The organism is Pseudomonas sp. URMO17WK12:I12, from assembly GCF_000514395.1.
Taxonomy (GTDB): Bacteria; Pseudomonadota; Gammaproteobacteria; order Pseudomonadales; family Pseudomonadaceae; genus Aquipseudomonas; species Aquipseudomonas mucoides.
Genome location: NZ_AZVV01000017.1, coordinates 105,387 through 118,407 on the forward strand (window position 1 = coordinate 105,387; position 13,021 = coordinate 118,407).

Annotated in this window: 9 protein-coding genes and 1 pseudogene; 2 read left to right on the top strand and 8 right to left on the bottom strand. The window is 59.7% G+C overall.

The features are described 5' to 3' along the window. Positions 1–80: 80 nt before the first annotated feature. The 4 genes and pseudogenes from D882_RS0123365 to D882_RS0123380 all read right to left on the bottom strand — a co-directional run bounded on the left by D882_RS0123365 (position 81) and on the right by D882_RS0123380 (position 3,741). Entirely contained in the window at positions 81–1,529 is a 1,449-nt protein-coding gene (locus D882_RS0123365; protein ID WP_027925480.1) for a mechanosensitive ion channel family protein, read from the bottom strand. Between the two features lie 189 nt (positions 1,530–1,718). Beyond that, positions 1,719–2,345 carry an isochorismate family cysteine hydrolase YcaC gene (gene ycaC, locus D882_RS0123370; protein WP_007943416.1) on the bottom strand — a complete coding sequence of 209 codons (627 nt, stop codon included), beginning with the start codon at positions 2,343–2,345 and terminating at the stop codon, positions 1,719–1,721. Positions 2,346–2,401: 56 nt separating this feature from the next. Beyond that, positions 2,402–2,809 (bottom strand): annotated as a pseudogene (locus tag D882_RS01000000131370) (isochorismatase family protein); the annotation flags it as partial. A 65-nt stretch (positions 2,810–2,874) separates the two neighbouring features. Beyond that, the gene (locus D882_RS0123380) at positions 2,875–3,741 is read right to left on the bottom strand and encodes a pirin family protein (RefSeq protein ID WP_027925481.1); all 867 of its coding nucleotides are present in this window, start codon (positions 3,739–3,741) and stop codon (positions 2,875–2,877) included. A gap of 107 nt (positions 3,742–3,848) precedes the next feature. On the opposite strand from D882_RS0123380, the gene D882_RS0123385 reads away from it, so the two are divergent. Both D882_RS0123385 and dkgB read left to right on the top strand, forming a co-directional pair. Then, entirely contained in the window at positions 3,849–4,754 is a 906-nt protein-coding gene (locus D882_RS0123385; protein ID WP_194941063.1) for a LysR substrate-binding domain-containing protein, read from the top strand. A gap of 134 nt (positions 4,755–4,888) precedes the next feature. After that, complete coding sequence (gene dkgB / locus D882_RS0123390) at positions 4,889–5,692, top strand: 2,5-didehydrogluconate reductase DkgB (RefSeq protein WP_027925483.1); 804 nt, start codon at positions 4,889–4,891, stop codon at positions 5,690–5,692. A 3-nt stretch (positions 5,693–5,695) separates the two neighbouring features. Here the strand turns inward: dkgB and D882_RS0123395 are convergent, their stop codons facing one another. The 4 genes from D882_RS0123395 to mgtA all read right to left on the bottom strand — a co-directional run bounded on the left by D882_RS0123395 (position 5,696) and on the right by mgtA (position 12,991). Continuing rightward, the gene (locus D882_RS0123395; RefSeq protein ID WP_050590232.1) at positions 5,696–8,893 is read right to left on the bottom strand and encodes a transporter substrate-binding domain-containing protein; all 3,198 of its coding nucleotides are present in this window, start codon (positions 8,891–8,893) and stop codon (positions 5,696–5,698) included. A 36-nt stretch (positions 8,894–8,929) separates the two neighbouring features. Next, the gene (locus tag D882_RS0123400) at positions 8,930–9,550 is read right to left on the bottom strand and encodes a response regulator transcription factor (RefSeq protein ID WP_027925485.1); all 621 of its coding nucleotides are present in this window, start codon (positions 9,548–9,550) and stop codon (positions 8,930–8,932) included. A 153-nt stretch (positions 9,551–9,703) separates the two neighbouring features. Next, the gene (locus D882_RS0123405) at positions 9,704–10,123 is read right to left on the bottom strand and encodes a chemotaxis protein CheY (protein ID WP_027925486.1); all 420 of its coding nucleotides are present in this window, start codon (positions 10,121–10,123) and stop codon (positions 9,704–9,706) included. Between the two features lie 165 nt (positions 10,124–10,288). Beyond that, positions 10,289–12,991 (bottom strand): magnesium-translocating P-type ATPase, encoded by a 2,703-nt coding sequence (mgtA, locus tag D882_RS0123410; RefSeq protein WP_027925487.1) that lies wholly within the window; start codon positions 12,989–12,991, stop codon positions 10,289–10,291. Between the last annotated feature and the right edge of the window lie 30 nt (positions 12,992–13,021).

A 13,021-nucleotide genomic window follows, 5' to 3' on the forward strand; every position in this document is an offset into this window, starting at 1 on the left:
TGGAGCTAAGTTAATCCCGCCCGCCCTTCGGACAAATAGCCAATATTCCAGAAGTCGAGGAGGCCACTCCCCCCAAACCGCTAAGCCCTATTACGCAACCACTGCAAAAACCCCTTACGCTCCACCACCTTCGGCACTTCCTGGGTCAACGTCTGCGCCTTGTTCAAGCGGAAATCCAGCAGCGCCTTCATCGACTCGCCAATGTCATGCCGCGCATCCAGGCACGGTTTGAGATAGTCCTTCTCAATCCGGTACAGGCTGCAAGCGGTCTTGGCGATGAAGTCGGCCGGCATCGCCGTATCCTGCAAGATCCCACCCTCGCCAATCACCTCGCCCGGTCCCATGCGTCCCGACTCGAACTTGACCCCGGCACGGCTCAACTCCACCGAGACCACTCCGGATTCGATGATGAACAAATGATCGCTGACCTCTCCCGCCGGCAGGATCATGTCCCCGGCACGGAAGGTTTGCAGGGTCATGTGTTGGCTGAAGGTCTCTTTCTCATCCTGACGCAGGGTCGAGAAAATCGCCGAGCTTTCCAGCAAGGCCCGTGGCCGTGACAAACCGGCAGGCACATTCGACTCGATGGTCGACAACAGGCTGACACCCGCGGCCTGCAAATGACGATATGACAGATCGAACAGCAGATTGCGCACCATGCGTTTCTGATCCATCGAGACCACGAAACCACTGATTTCATATTCCACGCCTGCGGCACTGGAGCCCTTGAGGGCGACGCACGGTGCCGGTTTTTGCAACAAATGGCGGCAACCCTGCATGGCCCGTTCCAGTGCGTCGATGACTGTTTGCGGGCGTGTATGCGGGCTCAGTTGCAGGCTGATCGACACGCCAAAAATGTCGCTCGGCCGACTGAAGTTGATGATCTTGGCCTTGGCCGCCAGGGAGTTGGGGATCACCGCCATGCTGCCTTGGGCGGTTTGCATGCGCGTGGCGCGCCAGTCGATGTCGGTGACCCGGCCTTCGGTGCCATCGATGGAAATCCAGTCATCCAGTTGATAGGGTTTGGTGGTGTTGAGGACGATCCCGGAAAACACATCGCTGAGGGTGCTTTGCAAGGCCAGGCCGACGATGATCGCCAAGGCGCCGGAGGTGGCCAGCACGCCTTTGACGGGCAGGTCCAGCACGTACGCCAGCGCCGCAATGATCGCGATCAGGAAGATCACCGCACCGAGCAGATCCTGGAGCAACCGCCCCGTGTGCCCGACTCGCTGCATCATCACGGCGCCGATCAGCACCGTCAGGGTCCGAGCGCCGAACAGCCACCAGCCAATCTGCAAACCGGTGGCCGCTAGGTGCAATGGCACGTTGTCAGGCCAAGGGGCGACCTCCAGCGGGTTCAAGCCTTCGTTGAACAGCAGGACGCTGAACAACGAGAAAATCACCAGCCTGACCAGCAACTTCCAGTTACTGCCGGTGGCGCTGGCGCTGATCAACCGCCACAGCCCAAGATCAACCACGATCAGGACCATGGCGCAGACCAATGGATGATTGGTGAAAAAAGACAGCATCGAACGACTCCAACGAAGGCCAATGGCGCGAAGATCTCACACATTGGGCACAGTGTAGGAGGGTTTCATGCAAAACAAATGTGGGAGCGAACCTGCTCGCGATGGCGGTGTGACAGCCACTGCACACGTGTCTGTTATACCGCTTTCGCGAGCAGGCTCGCTCCCACCGGGGGTTTAGGTTGTCAGCCGTTATTTGCTGTTGGTCAATGTGTTGAAGCTGGTCATCAGGTTGCGATAGTCCGGAATATGGTTGGAGAACAAGGTGCCCAACCCTTCCACGTCGTTACGCCAGTCGCGATGCAGTTCACAGGCCAGGCCGAACCAGGTCATCAACTGCGCGCCGGAGGCCGACATGCGGTCCCAGGCCGATTGTCGGGTCAGCTCGTTGAAGGTGCCGGAAGCGTCAGTCACCACGAACACCTCAAAGCCTTCGGCCAGCGCCGAGAGTGCCGGGAACGCCACACAGACTTCCGTCACGACGCCAGCGATGATCAGCTGTTTCTTGCCGGTCGCCTTGATCGCCTTGACGAAGTCTTCGTTGTCCCAGGCGTTGATCTGTCCAGGACGGGCGATGTAAGGCGCATCCGGAAACAGCGCTTTGAGCTCAGGCACCAGCGGGCCATTGGGACCGTTTTCGAAACTGGTGGTGAGGATGGTCGGCAACTTGAAGTACTTGGCCAGGTCGGCCAGGGCCAGCACATTGTTCTTGAAACGGTCCGGTTCGATGTCGCGCACCAGAGACAGCAGTCCCGCCTGGTGATCAACCATCAAAACCGCAGCGTTGTCCTTGTCGAGACGTTTATAAGAAGTCGTCATTGCAGTAGTCCTCGCGTGTTGTCGATGCCGAGTGGATATCGGCGTGGGGGAGTCGTTTAGCGCTGGGAGTCCAGCACTTCGTGTTCATTCGCCACTTGCTGAGCCTTGAGGTAGCTTTCGATCAACAATTGATAATGCGGCATGGCCTGGGCGTAGACAGCGGCCCACTGCTCGGCATCCGGACGGTTCCACGAGCCTTGCAGTTCAGACAGCGTAGCCATAATGTCGATCGGCACGACCCCGGCCTGCGCCAAACGGGCGATGGTCAGATCAGTGGCCAGTTTTGAGTGGTTGCCGGAGGCGTCGACCACCGCAAACACTTTGTAGCCTTCATGCACCGCCGCGATGGACGGAAACGCCAGGCAAACGCTGGTCAGCGTGCCGGCAATGACCAGGGTTTTCTTGCCGGTGGCTTTGACTGCCGCGTGAAACCCGGCGTTGCCCCAGGCATTGATTTCGCCCTTGCATACCCTGGCCTGGGAACCGGCCTACTCATCCTGTGCAGAGCGGGTTATTGACGGAGTACGGGCTAACCGTGCATCCGGCCGAAGCGACCGGACTGGAAGTCGGCGAAGGCCTGGTGAATCTCTTGCTCGGTGTTCATCACGAACGGGCCGTGACCGACAATCGGCTCGTCGATCGGCTCGCCGCTGAGCAACAGCACCACCGCATCCTGGCTGGCTTCAAGGGTCAACTGATCACCCTTGCGATCGAACAGGGCCAACTGACCTTCGCCCACCGACTCCAGACCATTGACCTGAACCGTGCCACGCAACACCACCAAGGCCGTGTTGCGACCGTCGTGCAGGTCCAGGGTCAGCAATTTGCCGCCCTTGAGACGCAGGTCCCAGACGTCAATCGGGGTGAAGGTGCGAGCCGGGCCGGTGTGGCCGTCAAACTCACCGGCGATCAAGCGCAAACTGCCGGCCTGGTCCTTGAGCGGGATGTTCGGGATGTCGCCATCGAGAATCGTCTGGTAACCGGCGTCGGCCATTTTGTCCTTGGCCGGCAGGTTGACCCACAGCTGCACCATTTCCAGGGTGCCGCCAGACCTGGCGAAACCTTCGGAGTGAAACTCCTCATGCACAATCCCTGAAGCGGCGGTCATCCATTGCACATCGCCAGGGCCGATCGTGCCGCCGCTGCCGGTGGAGTCACGGTGTTCCAGTTCGCCCTTGTAAACGATAGTCACGGTCTCGAAACCACGGTGCGGATGCTGACCAACGCCACGTCGTTCAGTGGTCGGGGTGAATTCGGCAGGCGCCGCGTGATCCAGCAGCAGGAACGGGCTGATGTGCTTGCCCAGGTTGTCGTAGGAAAACAGCGTCCGAACCGGAAAACCGTCGCCGACCCAATGGGTACGCGGGCTGGTGTAGATACCGATGATGTTTTTCATGGTGTCTCCTGATGAGGTGAGTGAAGCCATGGACAAAGCTTAAAACTCGAACCTTTGGTGCGCTAGACTGCAAAAACCAGCCTTTGCGTTCTATCTAAGGAACGATGATGGAAGACCTCAACACCCTTTACTACTTCACCCAAGTGGTGGAACACGGCGGTTTCGCCCCGGCTGGGCGGGCGTTGGACATGCCTAAATCGAAACTCAGCCGACGCATCGCCGAGCTGGAAGAACGCCTCGGTGTCCGCCTGCTGCACCGCACCAGCCGGCATTGTTCACTGACCGAAATCGGCCAGGCCTATTACCAGCGTTGCCTGGCGATGCGCGTGGAAGCGGAAAGCGCCGCCGAACTGATCGAACGCAATCGCTCCGAGCCTCAAGGCCTGGTTCGCATCAGTTGCCCGACGGCGCTGCTCAACTCCTGGGTCGGGCCCATGCTGACGCGCTATATGCTTAAGTTCCCGCTGGTGGAATTATTTATCGAGAGCACCAATCGCCGGGTCGACCTGATCCACGAAGGGTTCGACATCGCCCTGCGCGTGCGCTTTCCGCCGCTGGAAAACACCGACATGGTGATGAAGGTTCTGGGCAACAGCACTCAGTGCGTGGTGGGCAGCCCGGCCTGGGCCGAACGCCTGTCCTCCCCGGCCTCCCCTGCCGACCTGAGCGGTTTGCCGAGCCTGCATTGGGGCGCCGCCCAGCGTGAATATCAGTGGGAATTGTTCGGTGCCGAAGGCGCCAGCGCATTGATTCGACATACACCCCGCATGGTCACCGATGACCTGCTGGCGTTGCGTCACGCGGTAGTGGCGGGGATTGGCATCGCGCACCTGCCGAGCGTCGTGGTGCGCGATGACCTGGCGGCCGGCCGCCTGGTGGATCTGGTGCCGGGTTGGGCACCGAAATGCGGCGTCATCCATGCCATCTTTCCATCGCGCCGTGGACTGCTGCCGTCGGTGCGCACATTGATCGACTTTCTGGGCGAGGAGTTCAACCACGCTGACATCGCTTGAAGAGGCCGGCACACACCATCACTCTTGGCATTCATGACTTGCGGTAAACAGTGCTTTGCCCAGCCAGCGGTTTTTCCCAAGGATCGCGACGGGGATACTCCTGCTCATTCCCACTGCAATCCCTGGAGTCACAGATGTCTATTCCCGCCTTCGGTCTCGGTACGTTTCGCCTGCAAGGCCAGGTGGTCATCGATTCGGTAAGCACAGGCCTGGAGCTCGGCTACCGAGTGATCGACACCGCGCAAATCTACGAAAACGAAGCCGACGTCGGCCTCGCCATCGCCACCAGCGGTATCACCCGTGACGAGTTGTTCATCACCAGCAAAATCTGGGTCGCCAACTTCGCCAAGGACCGTTTGGTCGACAGCCTCAAAGAGAGCCTGCGCAAACTGCAAACCGACTACCTCGACCTGACGCTGATCCACTGGCCGTCGCCGGAAGACCAGGTGCCGGTCGAGGAATTCATGGGCGCCCTGCTTGAAGCCAAACAGCTTGGCCTGACCCGACAGATCGGCGTCTCCAACTTCACCGTCGACCTGATGAAGCAGGCCATCGCCGCCGTCGGTGCCGACCACATCGCCACCAATCAGATCGAACTGCACCCGTACCTGCAAAATCGTAAAGTCGTCGAGTTCGCCCGCAGTCATGACATCCAGATCACGTCCTACATGACCCTGGCCTATGGCGAAGTGCTCAAAGACCCGATCATCCAGCAGATCGCCGAACGCCTTCACGCCACCCCGGCGCAAGTCACGCTGGCGTGGGCCATGCAGTCCGGTTACGCGGTGATCCCTTCCTCCACCCAACGCGCCAACCTGCAAAGCAACCTCAAAGCCTGCGACCTGACCTTGAGCGACGCCGACATGACATCAATCGCCAGCCTTGATCGCGGCCAGCGGCTGACCAGCCCTAAAGGCATCGCGCCGCAGTGGGATTAAGCGTCAGCCGCGTGAGAGGCTTTGGTCCAGTCGGATCATCGCATGCTGCAACTGATCGACGGCTTCATCGATCATCGCCACGCGACCTTCCGCGCAAGCGCGCTCAAGTTGCTCGCAGCATTCGATCAAACGCTCCGCGCGGACCATCCGCGCGCTGCCCTTGATACGGTGCGCCAGCTCGTGAAGACGCGGGTGATCGTCACCCGCGTGGGCTTGCAGCAGATGATTGAGGTCTTCGTGGTTGGCCTTGGCCAATTCACGCAGCAACTGATTGATCAGCGTCCGGTCTTCGCCGACGTAAAGCTCCAGGCCGGTCAAGTCCATCTCCAGACTTGCTTGCGTGTCGGCCGGCAGGGCCGTTGGCTCACTGCCAAACCGCGAGGCCAGCCAGGCGCTCAAATCCGCCAACAGAATGGGTTTGAACAGGCAGTCGTCCATGCCCGCTTCCAGGCACCGAATCCTTTCTTCAGGTTGCGCGTTGGCGGTAAACCCCAGAATCAGCGTGGGCGGCAATCCATAGGCGCGCTCTTCATCACGAATCGCACCCGCCAACTCATAACCACTGAACCGGGGCATGTTGCAGTCGCTGATGACCACATCGAACTCATGGATACGCCACAACTCAAGCGCTTGCAGGCCATCTTCGGCCTCCATGACCCGGTGCCCCAGATAGCTCAGTTGACGCGTCAGCAACAAGCGATTGGCCGGATAATCATCGACCACCAAAATCGTCAGGGGTCGGGTGGACAGCGCCAATCCACGGTCCATCGCCTCGCCGGCAGGCAAGGCTTTCAACGCCACCAAGGACAGACTGATGTCAGCCTGAGTGCCCCGCCCCAGGACACTATCGAGCGCCAACCGTCCGCCCATCATTTCGCACAGGGTGCGGCTGATGACCAGCCCCAGTCCAGAGCCTTTGCGTCCCGACTGCAGGTTGTTGCCGGCCTGGACGAACGGGCTGAACAACCGCTGCTGATCCATGGCGCTGATGCCGATGCCGCTGTCTTCAATGTGCACCGCGACGGCCAGATGACCCGGAATTCCCGGCACCACCCGCAGTGTCAGGCTCACTTCACCCGTCTGGGTAAACTTGATTGCATTGCTCAACAGATTGGACAGCACCTGCTTGAAACGCGTGGGGTCAATCAACACGTCACGGTCACTGCGTTCATCCAGATCAACCCGCCATGCCAGGCCTTTTCCCCGTGCCAGCCCTTCAAACACCCTGCACACCGATGCCACCAGCGCATGCAAATTGACACGCTCGGGGGTCAGGGACAGATGCCCGGATTCGATGCGCGCGATGTCCAGGATATCGCCGATCAACGCCAATAACTGCTGCGCCGCAGTGGAGGCTACCTCCAGGGCTGAACGATCGGCGATGCCCTCTTTCGCGCGCATCCCGGCCATTTCGAGCATGCCGATCAAGGCGTTCATCGGCGTACGGATTTCGTGGCTCAAGGTCGCCAGGAACGTGGTTTTCGCGCGATTGGCGTCGTCGGCCGCGTCTTTGGCGTCTTGCAATTGCTGCAACCATTGTTGGCGCTGGCGGATCTGCCGACGTTGCCAGGCGATCCAGCTCACCGCCAGCAGAAGCAACGCGGCGGCGGCGGCGAACGCCTGCAGGATGGCTGGCCGGTGACGCAGCCAATAACTGTCATCCACCACCACATCATTGCCCCAGCGGGTGACCAGACCGTCCATTTCAGCAGGCGAAATACTCAGCAACGCCTTGTTCAAGATCGATTGCAACTCCGGGTCTTCACCGTCCGTTGCCATCGCAATGCGCGCCGGTTCGTCACCCACGGTGCTGCTGATCCGTAAGCGTCCCGAGTAATACCGGGCAATCAGATAACGGGTCATGAACAATGAACTGACGGCCGCGTCGGCTTGTCCGTTCATCACTGACTCCAGCCCCTGCGCCGGGTTTTCAACATCCACCATGCGCACCCCAGGCACCCGCGCCTGAATGAAGGCACGCACCGGGTGGCTGTGGTAAATCGCCAGGCGCTTACCGGCCAGTTCGTCCAGTGTCTTGGGGCTATCGGGTGTGATTGCGCTGACGAGCGTGTACGGATTGGTCACATAGGGGCTGGTGAAGTGCAGATCGGCGACACCTTCGGTGGTCGGGATGATGGCGGGTATGACGTCGATCTCGCCCGCCTTGAGTTGCTGGATCTGTTGATCAAGGGATCGCTCCCGTAACACCTTGAAGTTCAAACCGCTGCGCTGGCTGATCAGCGACAGCAATTGCGCGGTCAACCCGCTGAATTGTCCCTCGGCATTGAAAAACGTCAAAGGCGCGAAGTTCTCGACTACCCCGACAGTGACGTGTGGATGACGCTCTAGCCACTGCTGCTCACTGGCGCTCAGATTGACTCGTGACTGTCCCTGCGTGTTGACCCTGCCGGCGCTCCAACGCTGTTCGATGAGCGCACGCTGGTTCATCGGGATCGCCGCCAGGGTCTTGTCGATGATGGCCTTGAGCGGCAGGTTGTCCCGCGACAGGGCAAAGCCGAACGGATTGGCGTCGAGACCGGACGGTCCCATCAACTGAACGTTATTGGGGTAATTATTGTTGATCAGGTAATTGGCGCTGATGAGGTCCCCGAGGTACACGTCATCTTTCCGATACGCCACCGCCCCCAGCGCATCGAGCGCAGACGGGTAGCGATACAGCCTGGCCTCGGGATAAAACATTTCGACCGTCTGCGCCGGCAGATAGTCATCGACCATCGCAATGCGTTTGCCCGCCAGATCCTCGGGCATGCGTTCGTCCAGCCGGGTGGCCAGCATTGGCTGATCTTCAGCATAGGGGCTGGACAGGATCAACCCGGGATCGGCCGCTTCGAAGTTGTTCGAGGTTCCCAGCAGATCAAGCCGGTCGTATTTCAGGGCTTCCATGGCCGCTTCCCGCGTGCCATACCGCTGCACTTCAATCGGGATGTCCAGCAGTTGCGCAATCAGTCGGGCGTAATCGGCGGTGATGCCTTCCAGCTCATCATGATTGCGCGTGATTTCGAAGGGCGGGTAATCCGGCCCACTCACTCCGAGGCGCAGGACCCGTTTGCTGTGCAGCCATTGCCGATCCTTTTCATTCAGATGGACCGCGTAACCCTCCACCGTGGAACGCCCCAGCAGTTGCAAGTACTTCGTCTGCGCAGGCACGGCCGACAGGGCCGCTGGCGCCAGACACAGCATCAATACGCACAACAGGACACGCACGTTCAGGCGCCCTCAGATCAAGTGATTGCGGATGGCAAAGTCGCGCAGGTGCACAGCTGCCTGCACACCAAGCTTTTCGATCAAACGGGTCTTGTAGGTGCTGACTGTCTTGTGGCTCAAGTGCATCGCCTCGGCGATGGCCTTGTTTGCGGTACCCCGAGCCAGGTATTGGAGAATGGTCAGTTCGCGGTTGGAGAGTTTGTCGACCATTTGCTTTTCGCTTTGCTGCAGCGCGTCCATGGAGGCGCTGGGCAGTTGTGCGAAGTAGGTGTACCCGGCCATCAGCGCGTGTATGGCCTTGTGCAACTGACTCAGGTCGTTGGTCTTGGAGACGTACGCCAAAGCACCGGAGCGCATGCAACGCTCTTGAAAAAACAATGGGTCAAGGGACGTGAACACCAACACCACACACGACAAATCGCTGTTTTTGATTCGCTCAAGTACATCCAGCCCGTTACCACCGGGCATCACCAGATCCAGAATCACCAGATCAACAGTGTGCTCACGAAGAATCGCCGACGCGTCACCCACGCTGGCCGCTTCATGAATCCGTTGAAATCCTTCCCGTTCAAGCACCAGTTTGACTGCGGCACGAACCACCGGATGATCGTCCACAATCAGCACTGACTTCATGGAAACTCCCTGTGCAAAAAATCGACGATGACGCCACGGATGCGCGCCGGAAAAGGCCAGAGTGCACGCAGCAACTGCGCGAAAACTCTTACATGGCGGAAGGATGAAAACTACCTGTCAGAAATGACAGTTCCGACGAACGGGCACCTCTATTCAGCCCGTTTTTTGCTGATAGTGCCCGACCAGATCATGACGGGTACTCACCAACGGATCGACACGGGACATCAAGTGCCGGATACACATCAAGTCGGGAAGCAGTACGGTGCTCGTCTGAATTGGCTGTTGCGTGCAAATCGAATTCTGCGCGCGTTCGTCGTTGAAAATCATGGCATGACGAACCTGGGGGTTATCGAGGAAAAACCCCCGCAGGTCCAACGAGCCCTTCGCCAGAGAAGCATTGATGACCACCAGGTCAAACGGCTCGCAACCGTATTCGACCAGCGTCAACAGCTCTTCAAGGTGTTGAACCGGTGCCACCCGGTAGTAACCCAGCTGGTTAAACACGCGCTCAACCTTCATACGGTGGAAGTGTTGCTCGTCGGCAATCAGGATTCGTAATGCTTTATTCATCATTCCGGGGCCTGCAGGGTGACCAAAGTGTGGCGCAAGGCTACGGAAGCTTGGTACCGGTTTATGTAGGACTTTTCCTAAATGCTCGCTCACACTTTCTGATTTTTACGAGGGTTCACGGCTGGATCCGCCCCCCTCGCCTCCGGGATAGCGTCACAACCAGACGATTTACTGCCAGCCAAACCGCCGAATGTAGAACCCTTTCACCGCCTGCGTCAGCGCCATGTACGCCAGCAGAATCACCGGCAGAAACACGAAGTACATCGATGGCAGTGCCTGGAGTTTGAAGTAGTGCGCCAGCGGCCCCATCGGCAGGAAAATGCCGACCGCCATGATGATCCCGGTCATCACCATCAACGGCATCGCGGCGCGGCTTTGCAGGAACGGGATTTTCGGGGTGCGGATCATGTGCACGATCAGCGTCTGGGTCAGCAGTCCGACCACGAACCATCCGGACTGGAACAACGTCTGGTGGTCCGGGGTATTGGCGTCGAACACGTACCACATCAAGGCAAACGTGGTGATGTCGAAGATCGAGCTGATCGGCCCGAAGAACAGCATGAAGCGCCCGACATCCGCCGGTTGCCAGCGCTGTGGTTGCTTGAGCATTTCTGCATCGACGTGATCGAACGGGATGGCGATCTGCGAAATGTCGTAGAGCAGGTTCTGCACCAGCAGGTGCATGGGCAGCATCGGCAGGAACGGGATGAACGCACTGGCCACCAGCACCGAGAACACGTTGCCGAAGTTCGAACTGGCGGTCATTTTGATGTACTTGAGCATGTTGGCGAAGGTGCGGCGCCCTTCCAGTACGCCCTCCTCCAGCACCATCAGGCTTTTTTCCAGCAAGATGATGTCGGCCGCTTCCTTGGCGATGTCGACGGCGCTGTCCACCGAAATACCGATGTCGGCGGTGCGCAGGGCCGGGGCGTCGTTGATGCCGTCCCCCATGAACCCGACCACGTGCCCGTTGCCCTTGAGCAGGCGCACGATGCGCTCCTTGTGCGACGGCGTGAGTTTGGCGAAGACGTTGGTGGTCTCCACCGCCACGGCCAGTTGGGCGTCACTCATGCGCTCAATGTCGTTGCCCATCAGCAGCCCCTGCTGTTCCAGACCGACTTCGCGGCAGATTTTCGCGGTCACCAGCTCGTTGTCACCGGTCAGCACTTTTACCGCCACACCGTGAGCCGCCAGCGCTTTGAGGGCCGGTGCGGTGCTTTCCTTGGGTGGGTCGAGAAACGCCACGTAACCGATCAGCGTCAGCTCCTGTTCATCGGCCAGGCTGTAAGTGTCGCGGCCTTCGATCATTGGCCGCGCAGCCACCGCGACGACTCGCAGGCCTTCGGCGTTGAACGTCGCCGTCACCTGGCGAATCCGCGCCAGCAATTCATCGCTGAGCGCCTCATCAACGACGCCGTGGCGTACCCGCGTGCACACCGCCAGCACTTCCTCCACTGCGCCTTTACAGATCAGCAGATGAGCATGCTCGCGCTCGGCGACCACCACCGACATGCGCCGGCGGGTGAAGTCGAACGGGATCTCGTCGATCTTGCGAAACGCTGTGCCGACCTTGAGCTCACGGTGGATTTCCACGTGTTCGAGCACCGCAACGTCCAGCAGGTTTTTCAGGCCGGTCTGGTAGTAGCTGTTGAGGTACGCCATTTCCAGCACGTCATCGGAGTCATTGCCCCAGACGTCGACGTTGCGCGCGAGGAAGATTTTGTCCTGGGTCAGGGTGCCGGTCTTGTCGGTGCACAGCACGTCCATGGCGCCGAAGTTCTGGATCGCATCCAGACGCTTGACGATGACTTTTTTGCGCGACAGAAATACCGCGCCTTTGGCCAACGTCGAGGTGACGATCATGGGCAGCATTTCCGGGGTCAGGCCCACGGCAATCGACAACGCGAACAGCAGCGCCTGGGTCCAGTCGCCCTTGGTGAAACCGTTGATGAACAACACCAGCGGCGCCATCACGAACATGAAGCGGATCAGCAGCCAGCTGACTTTGTTGACCCCGGTCTGAAACGACGTCGGCGCACGATCAGTGGCACCCACTCGCTGCGCCAGCGCACCGAAATACGTGTCGTTGCCGGTGGTGAGAATCACCGCCATCGCCGTGCCGGACACCACGTTGGTGCCCATGAACAGAATGTTGTCGAGGTCCAGCGGGTTACGGGTGTCGTTATCTTGCTGGCGCGGAAATTTTTCCACCGGCATCGATTCGCCGGTCATCGCCGCCTGACTGACGAACAGGTCCTTGGCGCTGAGCACCCGGCAATCGGCGGGAATCATGTCGCCGGCCGAAAGCACGATCAGGTCGCCCGGCACCAACTGTTTGATCGGCAACTCGATGCGCTGTGCGTCGCGACGCAGGACTGTCGCGGTGTTGCTCACCATCGCCTTCAGCGCGTCGGCGGCCTGGTTGGATTTGGTTTCCTGCCAGAACCGCAGCAATGTCGAGAGCACCACCATGGAGAAAATCACGATGGCGGCTTTCATGTCCTCGGTCAGCCACGAGATGACCGCGAGCAACGTCAGCAGCAGGTTGAACGGGTTTTTGTAGCAGTGCCACAGGTGCGTCCACCACGGCAGCGGTTGTTCATGCTCGACCTCGTTGAGGCCGAAACGCTCGCGCAGGGCGTCGGTTTCCTCCTCGCTCAGGCCATCGGTGTGCGTGCCGAGTCTTTCCAGCAATTGGCCGGTGTCGCTGTTGGCGGCGCCCACCAGGGTTTGCGCCAGCGTCGGCGGTACTTCACGGCTGACCGTGGTGTCGGTGAAGGTTTCCAGCAGCGCAAGACGACGGAAGTGCCGGGCGATGTGGCGGGTGCGCAGGAATCCGGCGAAGAATTCCTTGAGCAGGGTCAGGTTCATGGCGTTGCCCCCAGGGTCAGCCGGGAAACC